This window comes from Pseudomonas sp. B16(2017) (assembly GCF_002113205.1).
Taxonomy (GTDB): Bacteria; Pseudomonadota; Gammaproteobacteria; order Pseudomonadales; family Pseudomonadaceae; genus Aquipseudomonas; species Aquipseudomonas pharyngis.
This window is the reverse complement of record NZ_NEKA01000021.1, coordinates 65,426-83,374: the sequence shown is the minus strand read 5'-3', so window position 1 is coordinate 83,374 and position 17,949 is coordinate 65,426. Positions and strand designations below refer to the sequence as shown.

General features: G+C 64.3%; 12 protein-coding genes and 1 pseudogene. 10 read left to right on the top strand and 3 right to left on the bottom strand.

Going from position 1 to position 17,949, the window contains the following annotated elements; translation table 11 throughout:
• The 3 genes and pseudogenes from CAG25_RS28735 to gspG form a co-directional block, all read right to left on the bottom strand.
• Positions 1-193 (bottom strand): annotated as a pseudogene (locus CAG25_RS28735) (hypothetical protein); the annotation flags it as partial.
• A gap of 79 nt (positions 194-272) precedes the next feature.
• Positions 273-1,460 carry a type II secretion system F family protein gene (locus CAG25_RS26455; RefSeq protein WP_085613419.1) on the bottom strand — a complete coding sequence of 396 codons (1,188 nt, stop codon included), beginning with the start codon at positions 1,458-1,460 and terminating at the stop codon, positions 273-275.
• A 14-nt stretch (positions 1,461-1,474) separates the two neighbouring features.
• Complete coding sequence (gene gspG / locus CAG25_RS26450) at positions 1,475-1,903, bottom strand: type II secretion system major pseudopilin GspG (RefSeq protein ID WP_007956107.1); 429 nt, start codon at positions 1,901-1,903, stop codon at positions 1,475-1,477.
• Positions 1,904-2,106: 203 nt separating this feature from the next.
• Here gspG and CAG25_RS26445 point away from each other — a divergent pair, with 203 nt between their 5' ends.
• From CAG25_RS26445 to CAG25_RS26400, 10 genes are all read left to right on the top strand, one after another.
• Positions 2,107-2,718 carry a lytic transglycosylase domain-containing protein gene (locus tag CAG25_RS26445; RefSeq protein WP_085613420.1) on the top strand — a complete coding sequence of 204 codons (612 nt, stop codon included), beginning with the start codon at positions 2,107-2,109 and terminating at the stop codon, positions 2,716-2,718.
• 217 nt (positions 2,719-2,935) lie between these two features.
• On the top strand, positions 2,936-8,770 hold the full coding sequence (gene mnxG, locus CAG25_RS26440; RefSeq protein ID WP_085613421.1) for a manganese-oxidizing multicopper oxidase MnxG: 5,835 nt from the start codon (positions 2,936-2,938) through the stop codon (positions 8,768-8,770).
• Positions 8,771-8,845: 75 nt separating this feature from the next.
• Positions 8,846-10,768 carry a YncE family protein gene (locus tag CAG25_RS26435; RefSeq protein ID WP_085613422.1) on the top strand — a complete coding sequence of 641 codons (1,923 nt, stop codon included), beginning with the start codon at positions 8,846-8,848 and terminating at the stop codon, positions 10,766-10,768.
• A gap of 13 nt (positions 10,769-10,781) precedes the next feature.
• The gene (locus tag CAG25_RS26430) at positions 10,782-11,432 is read left to right on the top strand and encodes an SCO family protein (protein WP_085613423.1); all 651 of its coding nucleotides are present in this window, start codon (positions 10,782-10,784) and stop codon (positions 11,430-11,432) included.
• Positions 11,429-12,061 (top strand): SCO family protein, encoded by a 633-nt coding sequence (locus CAG25_RS26425; protein ID WP_085613424.1) that lies wholly within the window; start codon positions 11,429-11,431, stop codon positions 12,059-12,061. Before CAG25_RS26430 ends, CAG25_RS26425 begins: the two co-directional genes overlap by 4 nt.
• A gap of 9 nt (positions 12,062-12,070) precedes the next feature.
• Positions 12,071-13,621: an ABC transporter substrate-binding protein gene (locus tag CAG25_RS26420; protein WP_085613425.1), complete on the top strand. Its 1,551-nt coding sequence runs from the start codon at positions 12,071-12,073 to the stop codon at positions 13,619-13,621.
• A gap of 15 nt (positions 13,622-13,636) precedes the next feature.
• Positions 13,637-14,590 carry a peptidylprolyl isomerase gene (locus CAG25_RS26415; protein ID WP_085613426.1) on the top strand — a complete coding sequence of 318 codons (954 nt, stop codon included), beginning with the start codon at positions 13,637-13,639 and terminating at the stop codon, positions 14,588-14,590.
• 236 nt (positions 14,591-14,826) lie between these two features.
• The gene (locus CAG25_RS26410; protein ID WP_007956122.1) at positions 14,827-15,360 is read left to right on the top strand and encodes a response regulator; all 534 of its coding nucleotides are present in this window, start codon (positions 14,827-14,829) and stop codon (positions 15,358-15,360) included.
• A gap of 83 nt (positions 15,361-15,443) precedes the next feature.
• Entirely contained in the window at positions 15,444-17,165 is a 1,722-nt protein-coding gene (locus tag CAG25_RS26405; RefSeq protein ID WP_085613427.1) for a GspE/PulE family protein, read from the top strand.
• The gene (locus CAG25_RS26400; RefSeq protein WP_085613428.1) at positions 17,146-17,949 is read left to right on the top strand and encodes a hypothetical protein; all 804 of its coding nucleotides are present in this window, start codon (positions 17,146-17,148) and stop codon (positions 17,947-17,949) included. Before CAG25_RS26405 ends, CAG25_RS26400 begins: the two co-directional genes overlap by 20 nt.

Genomic DNA, 17,949 nt, shown 5'->3' with positions numbered 1-17,949 from the left:
GCGTACGCCCGCCGCTAACCCCAGCCGATACACCACCAGGAACGCACCGAACGCCGCCGCTTCCGCCACCACCACTTCCCCCATCCTTGGCCAGAACAGTCGACACCCCGGACAGGTTGTCCGGAATCAGTACGGTAGACGCCGACAGGACGGCGCCGATGGCCATTGCGAGCACGAGCTTTTGAATGTGCATAGCGTTCTCCGACTTTGTTGTCTTGATTGGGAACGTGGATGTGCCTTGTTTTTGCGTGTGATCCGACCCGTTCCCGAGGTCAGTGGATACTCGAAGCCAGTTCGAAGATCGGGATGTACATCAGGATCACGATCACCCCGATCAACAGGCCGATGAAGGTCATGAGCAGTGGTTCGAACAGCCGCACGAACCACTCGATCCAGCGGCTGATTTCCTCGTCGTAGAAATCGGCGCTGCGTTCCATCATTTGCCCCAGGTTGCCGGACTGCTCGCCAGCGCGCAGCAGGCGCAGGGACACGGGCGTCACAAGACGGTTGAGCTCAAGGGCAGTGGACAATGACTGCCCCTCGCGCACCCGCTCGCAGGCCTGGTCCAGCCGCGCTCGCGAGGCCACGGTGAGCAGGCCGCGCACCATGCCCATGGCGGTCACCAGCGGAATCCCGCCTTGCAGCAGAATCCCCAGCGACCGGTAAAACCGCGCCAGCTCGTACATGAAAATCCGCTGATGCACGGCGGGCAGTTTCTCCACCAGCCGATCCAGCCCACGGCGAAACGCCGGTTGTTTCTGCAGCACGGCGAGGGCGATGACGATCGTCGCCAACAGGCCGAAAAACTCGCCCTGATGGGCGTGTAGAAACATGCCGCTGCTCATCAGAATCTGCGACAGCCACGGCAGGTTCGAGCCCAGTCCTTCGAACACCAGGCTGAAGCGCGGCACCACGTAGCCCATCAAAAACAGCACCACACCACCGCCGACCACCAGCAACAGCAGCGGGTAGATCGACGCGCTGACGATCTTCTGCCGCACCTCGTCCATGCGCTGGCGATAGCTCACGTAACGGCCCAGCGCATCGCCGACCGCGCCGGTCTTCTCGCTGGACTGTACCAACGCCACGTACAAGGGCGGGAACACCGCCGACAACTGGCCCAGTGCCTGGGAGAACGATTTGCCCTCGTACAGCAGCCGCACCAGCTCGCTCAAGGTTTTGCGGGCGGCGGGGGCGGTTTCTTTTTCGGCCAGGCTTTCCAGCGCATCGATCAGCGGCAGGCCGGCATTGAGCAGGGTGGTCAGCTCCTGGCTGAACAGCACCAGGTTGAAGGTCTCACGCTTGCTCAGGCGCAACGAACGCCAGTGGCGCTCGGCGTCCAGGCTGACCACGCGCAAGCCCTGATCCTCGGCGATGCGCCGTGCTTCGCTCTGGCCGGGCGCCTCGACGCTCAGCGACACCACCCCGGCCTTGCCCACTGCTTTGAGTTGAAATCGCATGCCGTGTGCTCCGCTTATTGCCAGTTGGTGACTTCGGCATTTTCGCCTTCGCCGCCGGGCTGGCCGTCCTTGCCCATCGAGAGCAGGTCGTACTCGCTGTTTTCGCCGGGATAGCGGTAGGTGTAATTACGCCCCCACGGATCCTGCGGCAGTTTTTTCTGCAAGTACGGGCCGGTCCATTTGGCTTCGTCGCTCGGTGCGGTCACCAGCGCCTGCAAGCCCTGTTCGGTGGACGGGTAGTGGCCGACCTCCAGCCGGTACAGATCCAGCGCCTTGCTCAGGCCTTCGATCTGCGCCTTGGCAACCTTCACCTCGGAGCGCCCCAGCTGGGCGAAATATTTGGGCGCGACGATCCCGGCCAACAGGCCGAGCACCACCAGCACCACGAGCAATTCGAGCAGGGTGAAACCGCGTTGGGCACGCGGACGAAAATGCAGCTTCATGATGACCTCCCGTGAGTGGCAGCCGTGTCGCCGAAAGGGCTTATGCAATTGCCATGCTCAGCCCCCGATAAATTCGGCTGTCGGGCTGGAGCCCTTGTATTACGGGCTTTTCAAGAGTCGGCACAGTGCTTGCGTACGGCTGATCAACGACGGGTCAGTGGGGCATTTCCCCCAATTTTTCGGGGCCTGTCAGGGGAGGCCCAATGATCCATTCATTCACTGCAGGACTGCTCGGCTGCGTGCTGTCGGTCGGTGCCGCGCAAGCCGATGTCTTCGTTTCCATGGACGCCAAGGGCAGCTACGTGCTGTCGAACGTCCACCGTCCCGGACGCACTTACGAGCGGGTGATCCGCGAAGCCGATGCGCCACTGGTCAGCCTTGACCGGCAACCGCAATTGATCGCCAACCAGCCCTACGCCGAGCTGGTGTCAGCGGCGGCCAGCGCCAATCACCTGCCCGAAGCCTTGCTGCACGCGGTGATCAAGTCCGAATCCAACTACAACCCCGGCGCCACCTCGCCCAAGGGCGCCGGCGGACTGATGCAATTGATGCCCGACACCGCCCGCGAGCTGGGGGTGAAAGACGTCTACGACCCCAAGGCCAACATCCAGGGCGGGGCCAAATACCTCAAGCGCCTGATGACCCTGTTCGACAACGACATCGCCCTGGCCGTGGCGGCTTACAACGCCGGGCCGGACGCGGTGCTCAGCCGCGGCCGGGTGATTCCGCCGTTCGCCGAAACCCAGCGCTATGTCCCAAGCGTGCTGCGTCAGTACCGGCGCCTGCAGGGGCTGGCGGTGGATGCACCGTTGTAAAGCCTTTTTTTCTAAATCCAGCCCCGGCTTTCCCCACTATCGGGGCAAACCCAAGGGGCCCGGAAAAGTGGGGAAACGGGTGGGGAATATCCCCCGCATTCTCAAGTGACCTGTGTAACTGATTGAGATGGAAGGCAATTTTTTGTGGCATGCGGATTGCTCTCAGGGCTTTAACGAGAATCGTTCCCTGTGAGCACCCACTACGAGGTTTCCGATCATGGTTGGCATTCACCACGCTCCGCCCCTGTTGAACTGGCTGCTGTTGCTGGTCTCGATGCTCAGTGTCGAACTGGCCAGCGCCGCCGTGCGCTGCGAGCGCAATCTGGTGGCCAATGTGGTCGCCTTCGATCAACCGCTGATGTTCAACCGCCTTGGTGCGCAGAATGCCAACGGCATGATGTACGCCCTGCGCCGCGATGTGGTCGATGACCATGACGTCTCGCTGGCCTATGGCGGCAGCGCGGTGCCGGGCAAGGTCTCGCTGCGTGCGGACAAGCGTCCACGGCCGTTGGTGCTGCGGGTCGCCGCCGGTGATTGCCTGACGATCAACCTGCAGAACCTGCTCGATTATCAGGCCAACCCGAACAAGCATTTCGAAGGGCCTGAAGGCGAGGAGGGCACCGTGAACCCCGGTGGCGCCGATGCCTTCAAGGTCGACGAGCAGGTCGCCGACCGCCATGTCGGTTTCCAGGTCAACGGCCTGCAAGCGGTGAACAGCATCGATGACATTTCTTCCTACACCGGGCGCAACGCCAACACCCTGGTGTCGCCGGGCGCGAGCCGCTCGTACGTGCTGTACGCCGAGCGCGAAGGGGCGTTTGCCGTCAGCAGCCGTGGCGCGACATTCGGTGGGGAAGGCGCGGCCGGCAACACTGCCAATGGCCTGTTCGGCCAAGTCGTGGTGGTGCCGAAGTCGGGACGCACCTATCGCAACACCCTCACCGAAGAAGAAATGCGTCTGGCCACCACCGGCCGCACACCGGCCGGTCACCCCATCGTCGATTACCAGGCCCGCTACCCGCAGCGCGAACCGTGGTTGCGTGAAGGCAAGGCCGGCACGCCGATCATCAGCATGGTCGACGGCAACGAAATCATCTCCAGCGAAAGCGACGCGATCGTCATGGGCAGCAATGCCGATGGCAGTTTTGCGCCCAGCACCTATCCGCTGGAATCGGTGGGCAAACGCAACCCGGCGATCCCCAACCGCCTCGAGCCGTTTCGCGATTTCGCTTCGCAGTTCCAGGACGAAACCGCCGCCACCCAGGCATTCCCCGCTTACTGGGCTGACCCGGTCATGGCCCATGTGCTGGAGCCGACCCGCGACTCGTTCATGATCAACTACGGTTCCGGCGGCATGGGCGCCGAAGTGGTCGCCAACCGCCTCGGCGTGGGGCCGATGCACGATTGCCTGTCGTGCGCCTACGAAGAATTCTTCCTCAGCTCGCACACCGTCGGTGACGTGGCGATGCTGGTGGACGTGCCGGCCAACACCGGGCTTGAGAGCATCGCCCCTGGCCAGACACCGAGCGCCGATCAGGTTGGCGTCAAGGCCACCATGGCCCTGTATCCGTCGGAGCCGTCGAACGTCAACCACAGCTACATCGGTGACTTCGTCAAATTCCGTAACACCCACAATGGCCACGAACAGCACATCTTCCACCTGCACGGCCATCAGTGGCTGTTCAACCCCAACGACGACAACTCCGATTACGTCGACGCTCAAGGCATCGGTCCGGGCGCCGGCTATACCTACGAAATTGCCAACGGCGGCTCCGGCAACCGCAACCGGGTGGCCGGCGATGCGATCTATCACTGCCACTTCTACCCGCATTTCGCCCAGGGCATGTGGTCGATGTGGCGGGTGCACGATGTATTCGAGGAAGGCACCCGGCTGGAAGTCTCGCAACAGGGCGCCGATGGTTATCACAGCGAACCTTATGCCCTGCGCAGCGGTAAACCGGCCGCCGGTGCCCGCGCCTTGCCGGATGGTGAGATCATCGCCGGCACGCCGATTCCTGCCGTGGTGCCGCTGCCCGGCAAAGCCATGGCCCCGATGCCGGGCAAAGTGGTGGTGGTGCCGAAAATCGGCGAAACCCTGGTCGCCGGTAACGATGACGACGATGAGGAAGACGAGGGCGATGACGACGGCGAACACCAAGGCGGTAACGGTGGTTCGCAAGCCATTGGCTCGCTGGCACTGGTCGATCGCAGCGAAGCCAACCGCAACGCCGACGGCAGCCTGAAAAACCCAGGCTATCCGTTCTGGATCGGCGGCATGGAAAGTTCGGTCGGCCAACGTCCGCCCACTCCACCGCTGGACATGCTCGACGCCGCCACCGCGCAATCGTTGAAAGCCAGCGGCAAAGCGCTGTGGGCCAACCTCGATCCGAATCAGTCCGGCGGCTGGGACGGCGGCTTGCAGCGTCACACCCTCGACGGGGTGTCGGCCGGAGGCGAGGCGCACACCGTCACCACCTCGCTGGACTTCTCCAAGGAAGTCACCCGCGCCAAACCGATTTACCTGCCCGAAGAGGGCACTGAAGTGGAACAGGCCGCGATGGCGTTCCACGCGAAAAAGGATCACCCAAGCTTTGCCTTGCTGCCCGGCAACCAGATCGTGGCCAAGGCCTTCCGCACCAACGGCGCCTTGCCGATGGCCGGCGCGCCGTACTACGAACCGTGCATGGACGACCGGCAAAAACGCCTGACCAGCAGCGCCGGCACCGGTGAATTCGCCAGTGGCGATCGGCTGGACGGTATGTCCTTCGTTGGCGCCTCGACCTTCACCGCCGACCGGCCACGGATCTACAAGGCCGCCAACATCCAGTTCGATGCGGTCTACAACAAAGTCGGCTATCACTTCCCGCAAGCGCGGATTCTGGCGCTGTGGGAAGACGCCTGGCCGGTGATCACCAAGCAGCGGCCGCCAGAGCCGCTGGTGATGCGCATGAACACCTTCGACTGCGTGCAATACCAGCAGACCAACCTGGTGCCTGCCACCTACGAGATGGATGACTATCAGGTCCGCACGCCGACCGACGTGATCGGCCAGCACATTCACCTGCCGAAATGGGACCTGACGGCCGCCGACGGTTCCTCCAACGGCTGGAACTACGAGGACGGCGTGCTCTCCCCAGGCGCTGTTCAGGAACGCATTCACGCGATCCGCGAATTCAACCAGTGCGAGAGCAGCGACCCGCGCGACGGCACCCAAGCCTGCCCGAAAGCCAAGGCACATCCGTTCTTCGGCCAGTTCGGGCGCAGTGACTGGATGGGCGCGCGCACGGCCATGCAGCGCTGGTTCGTCGACCCGGTGGTCAACGCCAAGGGCGTGGATCGTGGGCTCGGCACCATCTTCACCCACGACCACCTCGGCCCATCGACTCACCAGCAGATCGGACTGTATGCCACGGTGCTGGCGGAACCGGCCGGTTCCACCTGGTTCCACGCCGAAACCGGCGAGCCTCTGTACAGCGGCGCGCGCCAGGACGGCGGGCCGACCTCGTGGCAGGCGGTGATCAACACCGGCGACCTCGACGGCGACGGCAAGAACGACAGCTTCCGTGAGTTCTTCCTCGAATACAGCGACTTCCAGCACGCCTATGAAGCCGGTGTGTACGTGGGCGCCGGCCCCAACGGTGTGCCTAACGCGCAAGCGTTCCCGGCCACCGCCGACAGCTTCCGCTACGCGATCAACCCGCCGGTGCGCAACAACGCCAGCACCCTGCTCGAGGGCGTGCTGGAAGTGCAGGGCGGTCAGGTGCCGGGCTGCCCGAGCCGGCCTTGCCCGCAAGCGATCTCCGTGGATGATCCGGGCATGTTCGTCGTCAACTATCGCAACGAGCCGCTGGCCCTGCGGGTCTACGATCCGAACAAGGTCGGCCCGGACGGCAAGCGCGGCATGCAGGCCGACGGCCTCGGCGGCGATCTGGCCTATGCCATGCAAAGCCGTACCGACCGGGCGATCCCGGCGATGAACCTGGCACCGAACCTGGTGACGGCTGCCACCGGCCCGACCGGCGGCACCACGCTGTTCCCGCCGCACATCAACAAGGGCGGCAGCGAGCCGGGCGATCCGTTCACCCCGATGCTGCGCACCTACACCGGCGACAACGTGCGTCTGCGGGTGCATGCCGGCGGCCACGAGGAAGAGCACAACGTCACCCTGCACGGCGTGAAATGGCTGCAGAGCGGTTCCGGTTTCGGCAACAGCTCCAACTCTGGCTGGCGCGCCTCGCAGATGATCGGCATCTCCGAACAGATGGGCTTCATCGCACCTGTGTCGATGCTCTCCAGCTCTGCGGCGACCACCGGTGACTATCTCTACTCGATGGACGCTTCGATCGAAGGCTACTGGAGCGGGATCTGGGGCGTGATGCGCAACTACACGGCCAAACGCAATGACCTGTTCGCCATCCCCAACAACCCGAGTCCGGCGGGCATGCGCAACACCGTGGCGTTCGAAGGCAGCTGCCCACGGATCAGCGCCAACCCCAACGGCATCGGTACCCGGCCGACGGTGCAGCGCAACTATGAAGTGGTGGCGGCGCTGGCCAACGACATCCTCGGCAATTCGCTGGGCCTGAGCATCGGCGATTCGGCCGGGCTCGGTCAGCATGTCGGCGGGCCGCTGAATCCGGCGGGCGGCACCCTGGTGCTGAACTCGCGCACGGTGAGCATCCCGCAGGTCACGGTGACCGATCCGGAGGACGGCGAGACCATCACCATCGGTGGCCAGAGCGGGCCGCTGCATGATCCGACGGCGATCCTGTACGTGCGCAAATCCGACCTCGATCCGGTCAGCGGCAAACTCAAACCCGGCATTCCGGTCGAACCGCTGGTGCTGCGCGCAGCGGCCGGGGACTGCATCAATATCACCCTGGAAAACCGTCTGCCGAGCGTAATGCCGGACCTGACCCAGACCGCGGTGATGCAAGGCATCGTCAAGCGCGACCGCAACAGTGGCCTGGGCTCGACCACTTTCAGCAACAACCTGATGCGGCCGTCCAGCCATGTGGGTCTGCACGCGCAACTGCTGGCCTATGACATCACCAAATCCGACGGTGCCAACGTCGGCGCCAACCCGGTCCAGACCGTCCCGCCGCGGGTGGGCAGCAGCGGCGCCTACCCGACCCGGACCTATCAGTACTACGCCGGGCACCTGGAGCGTGAAGGCAAACCGGTCACGCAACTGGGCCGCAGTGTCGACAACATCAACGCCACGGCCGTGGAGTTCGGTGGCCTGAACATCACCCCGGCGGATGTGATCAAGCAACCGCAAAAAGGCCTGGGTGGTGCGATGAGCATCCTGCCGATCGGCGCGACCTGGGTCGACGATGCGCGCAAGGTCAACGCCACGGTCACCGCACCGGGGCAGACGACTTACCGCGACTTCGCGATGGTGTGGCACAAGGCGCTGAACACCCGCTGGGCCAATGGCCGGCCGGTCGAAGGCATCGCAGCCGAGGGCTTCGGTGTGCCGACCGATCCGCAGGACAACTCGAGCATGGCGATCAACTACAGGACCGAACCGCTGTGGTATCGCTTCGGCCTCGCCCCGGATGCGCCGTTCGGTCATGCCGATGGCGCGGGTTACGGCGACATGACCAACGCGCACATGGCCTATAGCAATGCGCTGGTGGGGGGCGATCCGCAGACGCCGGTGCTGTATGCCAAACCCGGTCAGCCGTTGCGCACGCACATCCTGATGCCGAGCGGCGGTAGTCGCGGCACGACGTTCCAGCTCGACGGACACGTCTGGTCGCTCAACCCGTTCCAGGCCGAGAAGAGCGACACCGGCGGCTACCCGATGGGCACGCCGGGCGTGGGTTCGGTGCGCTTCGGCTACAACCCGATGTCGATGTACATCGGCGCTCACGAAAGCATCCTGCCGGCGGCGCACTTCAGCTTCATGATCCCGAGCGCCGGGGGCAGCAACGCGATACCGGGGGACTACCTGTTCCGCGATTACGGCGCCTATGGCAACACCTCGGGGCTGTGGGGATTGCTGCGGGTGACCAATGAGCCGGAGCCGGCGCCGCCTGCTCAGTAGGTGCCAATGCGCGACCTGTGGGAACCGGTGAACCCGCTCCCACAGGTGGGGACAGGATTTGTAGGGGAGAGCGACATGAACAGGATCATCAACATCATCGGCGTCTGCCTGCTGGCGATGGCCGGCGCGTTGCTGACGCTGAGCGAGATTGCCCTGGCGCAGACCGGTGCCGGGCAGGTGCTGACCCGCGACGGTGTGTCGATCGCCTTCGATCTGAAGCCGCTGGCCAGCGACGGCGAGTTGCGTGAGGGCGAGTTTGCCGACGTGCAATTTCGCGTCACCGACGGCGCCTCCGGCCAGCCGTTGTCCGGTGTGGCACCGGGGGCGTGGATCGATCCGCAAGCCGTCGCCGCCGACCAGGCCCAGGGCCGTGACCAGAGCTGCAAGTCGCGGGTCGGCACGTTCCTCAAGTCCAACATCGGCGCGCGGCCGCTGCTCGACCTCAACAGCTATTTCCTGCTGGTGATGAACCGCGATGCCAGCGTTTCGGTGGTCGATCCGTCAGTGTCGGTGGGCGGCATCACCAGCACCCTGGCGCGGATCGAACTCAAGCAATCGCCGATGGACTGGGTCACGCCCAAGGACAATAAAAGGGTCTTCGTGTCGATGCCGACGGCGGGGGAAGTGGCGGTGATCGACAGCGAGCAATTCAAGGTCATCGACTCGGTGGCCGCCGGCAGCCAACCGGTGCGGGTCGCGCTGCAACCGGACGAGCGTCTGCTGTGGGTCGGCAACAACGCGAGCAAGGCTGAAGAGTCCGGGGTCACCGTGATCGACACCCAGAGCCTCAAACCGCTGAAACACCTGGCGACCGGGCGCGGCCACCACGAAATCAGTTTCAGCAAGGACAGCCGTTTCGCCTTCGTCAGCAACCGCGACGACGGCACCCTCAGCGTTATCGACATCGCCAGCCTGAGCCTGCTGCAACAGGTCAAGACCGGCTCCAGCCCGTTGTCGGTGGCGTACTCGCCGCTGTCCGGCGCGGTGTACGTGGCCGATGGCAAGGACGGCACCGTCACGGTGATCGACAGCAATAGCCGCGCCGTCCGCCGGGTGATCAAGTTGCAACAAGGCCTCGGCCCGATGGGCTTCAGCGCCGACGGCCGGTTTGGCGTGGTGCTGAACACAGTGGAAAACCGCGCCACGGTGATCGATGCGGCCAACGATTCGGCGATCCATGATCTGGAAGTATCGGCCGAACCCTATCAAGTGGTGTTCACCCAGGCCTATGCCTACGTGCGCGGACTGGCCTCGCCGAAAGTCACCATGATCAACCTGTCTTCGCTGGGCGAAGGGCGTCAGCCGATTACTCAGGGTTTCGAAGCCGGGCCGCAGCCGCCACGGCTGGCCGGGGATCTGCCGCTGGCGTCGAGCCTCGCGGTATCGCGCGATGACAACGCGGTGTTCGTGGTCAACCCGGTGGACAACACCACCTATTTCTACGCCGAAGGCATGAACGCGCCGATGTCCGGTTACCCCAACCGGGGGCAAATCGCCCGCGCCGCGCTGGTGATCGATCGCAGCCTGCGCGAAGTCTCGCCGGGGCTCTATAGCGCCCGGGTGAAACTGCCGGCGGCGGGGCGCTTCGACGTGGCGTTCCTGCTCAACCAGCCGAACATCATTCATTGCTTCACCGCCCAGGTGGCGTCCGACGGCGCGCCGGAAAAACACCTGGGCGCAGCAAAAGTCGAGTTCCTGCTGGACAAGACCGCCGTGGCCCTCAACGACCCGTACGTGGTGCGCTTTCGCATCGTCCAGGGCAAACAGAAGATCCAGCGCAGCGGCGTGACCGACGTGCAGTTGCGCTACTTCCTCGCGCCGACTTCCCGGCCCCGTGAAGTGGCCGCACGGGAAGTCGCCGACGGCGTGTACGAAGCGCCGGTGACCCTCGACCGCAGCGGCGCCTGGTACCTGCATGTGCGCGCGGCATCGCTGGGCGCCGGTTTCGATGACAAGACCTTTGCCAGTGTCCGGGTGCTGCCCGGCCAGACTCAGTGACGAGGAAACGACCATGAACCGATTTGCATCCCGTGGCCTGCTGACCCTGTGCCTGTTGGCCGTCGGTATCCAGCAGGCCAGCGCCCACTCGGCGGACGAACATGCCGGGCACACCGCACCGGCCGCCAACAGCCAGGAACACGCCCAGGTCAAGTTCGCCGACGTGCCGCTGCTCGACCAGAACGGCAAGACCGTGCACCTGGAACAGGATCTGGTGCACAACAAAATCGTGGTCATGAGTTTCATCTACACCAGTTGCACCACGGTGTGCCCGGTGGTCTCGTCGATCATGGGCAAGGTGCAGAAACAGCTCGGTGCCCGGGTCGGCACCGAGGTGCAGCTGGTGTCGATCAGCATCGACCCGCAGCGCGACGACCCGAAACGTCTGCAGGATTACGCCCGCACCTTCCAGAAAGGCCCGGGCTGGAGCTGGCTCACCGGTTCGCCGCAATCGATCAGCGCCACGCTCAAGGGGCTGGGCAGTTTCAGCGGCGACTTCAAGAATCATCAGCCGCTGATCCTCGTCGGTGACGGCAACAGCCGCCACTGGACGCGCTATTACGGCTTCACCGACCCGGCATTGCTGGCCAAAGAAGTCGAGAAACTCAGCGGCCTGCGCACCCACGCCAAACACACCGCGATTGCCATGGAGCAACAACCATGAGAACCCTGGACTGGATCACCCTGACGGTGTGTTTCTGGATTTTCAGCGCCATGGCCCTGGCTCACGAAGGCCACGAACAACCGGCACCGGCAACGACAACGACCAGCGCTGCGCCCGCACCGGCGAAAGGCACCCATGATGCGAAAACCTGGTTCACCGACACGCCGCTGCTGGATCAGAACGGCGACGTCCAGCGTTTCTACAGCGATGCGCTGCACAACCGCGTGGTGCTGCTCAACGTGATCTTCACCAGTTGCAATGACGCCTGCCCGCTGATCACCCGCAAGCTCAAGGAAGTCCGTGAGCTGCTGGGCGACAAGGCCGACGGCATCACCTTCATTTCCCTTACCAGTGATCCGCTGCGCGACACGCCGGCGGTGCTCAAGGCTTACACCTTGAAGCAGGGCGCCGATGACCCTCACTGGCTTTTCCTTACCGGCGACAAGGCGCAGATGGACCTGGTGCTGGGCCGCATCGGCCAGATCGTGCCGACGCCCGAGCAGCACTCGACCCAGTTGATCGTCGGCGATGTGGCCAACAAACGCTGGAGCAAAATCCGTCCCGACGCCCCGGCCGCCGCCATTGCCCAGCGCTTGCAACTGCTGACAATGCCTGTGGCCGGCCGCTGAGTCCGCGCCATGAACCTCGGCCGCGTCCTCGCCCTGATCCTGCTCGCTGGCGTCAGCCTCGGCGCGGCCGCGTTGCCGCTGACCGATGAAGAAAGCGCCGGCAAGCGCCTGTACCGCGAAGGCTTGTCCGCCAGCGGCGAGCCGATCATGGCGCGGGTCGGCGCGGCGGATGTGTTGCTGCCGGCCACCAGCCTGCCGTGTGCCAACTGCCACGGTGCCGACGGCCTCGGCCGGCCCGAAGGCGGGGTGCGCCCGCCGGAACTGAACTGGTCGCGGCTGACCAGCATCCACGGTCAGCAACAGGTCAACGGCCGCAACTACCCGGCCTACACCGACAGCAGTCTGGCGCGGGTGATCCAGCAGGGCCGCGACCCTGGCAACAATCGCCTTGACCCGAGCATGCCGCGTTTCCTGCTGTCGATGAAGGATCAGCGCAACCTCACGGCGTACCTCAAACGCCTGGCCGATGACCGCGATCCGGGGCTCGATGACCAGACCTTGCACCTGGGCACCTTGCTGCCCAGCCAAGGGCCGCTGGCCGAGGAGGGCGCCACCATCGCGGCGGTGCTCAACGGCAGCGTCGCGCGGATCAATCAGGCCGGTGGCATTCACGGCCGGCAGTTGCGCCTGACCGTGGCCGATCCCGGTCCGGATCGCGCCAGCGCCGAACAGGCCCTGCAACGGTTGATCGAGGAAGAGCAAGTTTTCGCCCTGATCGCGCCGTTGGCCCCGGCGCTGGACAGCGAGCTGGCGCCGCGTCTGGAGCAGTCCGGCGTGCCGCTGATCGGGGCCATGTCGCTGCTCGGCCCGGTGCAGGCCAGCCCGCAGATTTTCGAACCGTTGCCGGGCCTGCGTGAGCAACTGATCGCACTGGCCGACTACGCCACCGCCAGTCTGCGAGTGCTGCAAGGGCCGACGCTGATTGCCTATCCCGACGACCCGGCCCAGATGCTGGCGGCGCAGACCCTCGGTCGCTATCTGCAGGAGCACGGCTGGGAAAAAGTCCATCTGCAGGCCTACGACCCGGCGGCGGACAGCTTGCCGCTGGGCTCACGCTCGGTGTTCTACCTGGGCAACGGCGGTGGTTTCAGCCGGCTGGCGGCCGGGTTGCAGAATGCCGGGCAGGTGCCGTACCTGTTTGCTGCGTCGAGCCAGGTGGCGGGGGATCTGCTGCAAGTGCCGGAGGGTTTTTCCCGGCGGGTGTTTCTGGCGTATCCGTTCGTGCCCAGCGACTGGACCCAGGCCGGGCGCATGGCGCTGACGCTGTTGCGTGAGCATCAAGGCCTCGGCGCCCAGCACGCGGTGCTGCAAGTCGGCGCCTACGCCTCGATGCTGTTGTTCAGCGAAGGCATGAAGCAGGCCGGCCGCGACGCCAGCCGCGAAAAACTGGTGGCGGCGCTTGAAGGCCTGCACGACTTCGACACCGGCCTGACCCCGCGCCTGAGCTTCGGCCCCGGCCGACGATTGGGCCTGAGCGGGGCGCACGTGGTCACCGTGGACTTGCCCGACCAGCGTTTTTATCTGGTCGCTCCCTACAAACCGATTATTGCCACGCCCTGACCGGAGGCCCTGATCATGAAGCTCAAAACCCTGTGTTGGCTGCTGACAGGCTGGTTGTCGGTGGGAATGGCGAACAATGAACCGGTGGCCGCCCGGGTCAACGGCGAGGCGATTTCCGAGTTTCGCCTGGAACGTTTTTTCGCCGAGTACCTGGAAGATCAGGGCCGCGCCGTGGCGAGCATCCGCAATCCCAAGGCCTATAAACAACTGCGTCAGGCCGCGCTGGACACGCTGATCGACAAGGAACTGCTCTGGCAGGAATCGCGCAAGCGCGGGGTGAAGATCGATGAGCAAGCCGTGCGCGAACAGGTCGAACAGACCCGCACCGCCATCGGTGGCACCGACAAATTCCTGCAGCGTTTGCAGGACGCCGGTTTCGACGAGGCCTCGTTCACCGAGTACACCCATCGTGAGCTGGCGGCGCAGCGGATGTTTGCCGAGCTGACCCAAGTCCAGGCCCCGGATGAACAGACCGTGCGGGCTTTTTTTGCAGAACACCGCGCTGAAATGGGCGCGCCGGAGCAGGTGCAGGCCCGGCACATCCTGATCAAGGTTGCCGGCGATGCCGATGCCGCCACGGTTGAAGCGGCGCGACTACGCTTGATGCAGATGCGTGCGGCTATCGCAGGGGGGCAAACCTTTGCTAGCGTCGCGCAATCGGGATCGGAAGATGTCACCGCCAGCCAGGGCGGGGACCTGGGGTATTTCGCCCGTGGGCAGATGGTGCCGGCCTTCGAAGCGGCGGCGTTTGCCCTCAAGCCTGGCGAACTCAGCGAGGCGGTGCGCACACCGTTCGGCTGGCATTTGATTTTTGTCGAGAACCACAGGGAGGCGGCCGATGTCCCAGAGGAGCAAGGGCTGGAAACAGTCAGGGCGTACCTCGCCCGACAGCAACAGACCCAGGCTCGTCGTCAGGTGCTCGCGCAGTTGCGGGCAGAGAACAGGATCGAACGAATTGACGACGACTGAAGGTTCCCCCCCAATAGTGGGGAATGGCTTCGATGCCCATTCAGGTGCTTCCCCGTTTCTGGGGAACGGGGTACCGGGACGAGCGGGCATTTCCATTCAATTCAAGGACATGAAGACAAAAAATTACCGGCATTCAGCCTGGCATGAAGTGTGCGTTACCTCTTGCGAGGCGCACTCCAGCAGGTTCGGGTCATTGAATTTCAATTGCCGGCACTTGAGGTTTCAGGGAGTCCACCTTGGTTAACAAAGTACTGGTTGTCGAAGACGAACAGCTGCTTGCACAGAACCTTCAGGATTATCTGTCGGCGCAAGGGCTGGAAGTCCGGATTGCACATGACGGCGCAGAGGGAATCGGCCTTGCCGAGACTTTCGCCCCCGACGTGCTGGTGTTCGATTACCGCTTGCCCGATATGGAAGGGTTCGAGGTGCTCGACGCGGTCCGCCAGAACAGGACGTGTCATTTCGTGCTGATAACGGGTCACCCGACCGCTGAAGTCTGTGAGCGGGCGCGGCAACTGGGGGTCAGCCACATCCTGTTCAAACCGTTTCCCTTGGCGGAACTTGCCCGAGCTGTCTGCGACCTTCTGGGGATCCAGCGCGAAGCGAAACCCGGTGCGAGCCCATCCGAAGGCTTTGTCGAACGACGCCAGAGCAGGACCGAGAGCTTCCCGTTGCAGTTGTACGATGGCAGTTGGGTGCTGGCGGACCGCCGACGAAACCGGTCGGAGGCCATGGCACCGGACGACGATCAAATGCTCACCGGGGAGTAATGGCGCGATAGACGTTCCGGCACTCGCCGAACTCGCCTCCCGCGCCGTCAGGGCCTCAAGCCCCGGGTGTTGGAGAGCAAGCCATGGATCGTCTGTCCGTTGTCGTCGAACCGCTGTCGGTCAATCCTCCGCTGGAGGCCCAGACCCCGCCACGCTTTTCCAGTGAGCAACTGGCCCAGGCCCGGGCACGGGCCAGCACTTCCGGGGAACGGGTGCTCGATGCACTGGCCGTGCTCTGTGAGCTGGCGCCGATGCCGTTCATTGCCAGCCTCGGCGCCACCCTGCATTACCCGGTGCTCGACACCGACACGCTGTTTCTGGCGACCCCGGTGTTCGACCGGGTCACTCTCGCGCAATGCCTCAAACGTGAATTCATCCTGCTGCGCCATAACGACGAAGTCATCGGCGTGTTCGCCGACCCCTTCGACACCGCGCGCCTGGCCTGGATCGACGAATGCCTGCACGGCGCGCCGCTGTATCTGGTGCACGCCGATGACCTCAAGGCCTATCTGGCCCGCCACGAAGAAAGCTTCCACGCCGTCGAATCGCTCAATGCTCAGGCTGACGCCGGCAGCGAGACCGACACCCTGCAAAGCCTGTCGCTGACCAGCATCAGCGAAGACTCGAGCGTGGTGGTGAAACTGGTCAACTCGACCCTGTACGACGCGCTGAAAATGCACGCCAGCGACATCCACCTCGGCACCACCGGCCAGGGCCTGGTGATCAAGTACCGGATCGACGGCGTGCTGAACAACATCGGCAAGATCCAGGGCAGCGAGTTCGCCGAACAGGTGATCTCGCGGGTCAAGGTCATGGCCGAACTGGACATCGGCGAAAAACGCGTGCCCCAGGACGGTCGCTTCAAGATCGGCATCAGCGGCCGGCAGATCGACTTCCGCGTTTCGATCATGCCAAGCATCTTCGGCGAAGACGCGGTGCTGCGGGTGCTGGACAAACAGGACCTGGCCGACAAGGTCTGCGGCGTGCAACTGCAAGCGCTGGGCTTTGAAGACGAAACCCTGCGCCAACTGCGTCGCCTCGCCGCCGAACCCTACGGCATGGTGCTGGTGACCGGCCCCACCGGCAGCGGCAAGACCACCACGCTGTACGCGATGATCACCGAGATCAACCACGGCGTGGACAAGATCATCACCATCGAAGACCCGGTGGAATATCAGCTGCCCGGCGTGCTGCAGATCCCGGTCAACGAGAAAAAGGGCCTGACCTTCGCCCGTGGCCTGCGCTCGATCCTGCGTCACGACCCGGACAAGATCATGGTCGGCGAGATCCGCGACCCGGACACCGCACAGATCGCCGTGCAATCGGCGCTCACCGGTCACCTGGTGTTCACCACCATTCACGCCAACAACGTGTTCGACGTGATCGGTCGTTTTACCCAAATGGAAATCGACCCCTACAGCCTGGTCTCGGCGCTCAACGCGATTCTCGCCCAGCGCCTGATCCGGCTGGTGTGCAGCAGTTGCAGCACGCCGGTCAACCCGAGCGATGAAGAGCTGCGCGCTTCGGGCCTCGACCCACAGAAAGTCGATCACTACCACTTCGTCCACGGCAAGGGCTGCGGCCACTGCCGGGGCAGCGGTTATCGCGGCCGCACGGCGATTGCCGAGCTGCTGCACCTGGACGACGAACTGCGCCAGATGATCGTCGAGCGCCAACCCATCACCCAGATCAAAGCCCTGGCCTGCGCCCGTGGTTTGCGCCTGTTGCGCGAATCGGCGCTGGAGCTGGTGGAGCACGGTCGGACCACGCTGGAGGAGATCAATCGTGTCACTTTTATCGCGTGATCAATTTATCGCCGTGCTCGGCGCCAGCGGTGTCGGCCTCGGCCAGCGCCGGGGCAGCGACACCCTGTGGCTGGGCAGCGTCGGTTACATCGACGAAGGCTTCCAGAGCTACGCGGTGGCGCTGGACACCCTCGACCGTCTGCTCGGCGAACACACCCGCGCCGGTGCCGAGCTGAGCGTGGTGATCTCAGGCCACTTCAGCCGCTTCTGCCTGGTGCCATGGAGCGAGCAGATCAGCAGCCCTGACGAACTGCGCGGCTTCGCCCAACTGTGCTTCGAAGACCTGTTCGGCGCCCCGACCCAACCGTGGAGTTTGGTGCTGTCCGCCGAGCCAGCCGGGCATGACCGCATCGCCAGTGCCTTGCCGCAGGATTTGCTGGAACGCCTGCGCACGCTGGTCACGGGTCGCGGTCTGCGCCTGCGCTCGGTGCAGCCGTACCTGATGACCGCGTTCAACCGTTTCGACAAAAGCCTCGACGCCGGTGACTTCCTGTTCATCGTCGCCGAACCGCAACGCAGCGTGTTGCTGCTGGCAAGGGAAGGGCGCTGGTCGTCGGTGCGTTCGGTGGGCGGCAGCGACAGTGACGCGGCACTCAGCGCGCTGATCGGGCGCGAACGGCAACTGCAAGCCTCCACCAGCGAACGCGCCTTCAACGTTTATCTGCATGCCCCGGCGCGCCTCGATGCGCAACCGGAGGTGGCGGGGGTGCACCTGCGCACCCTCGAAGACGACTCGATGACCGTGCGTGACGCCTTGTACGTCATGTCCCGGGCGGTGGCCTGA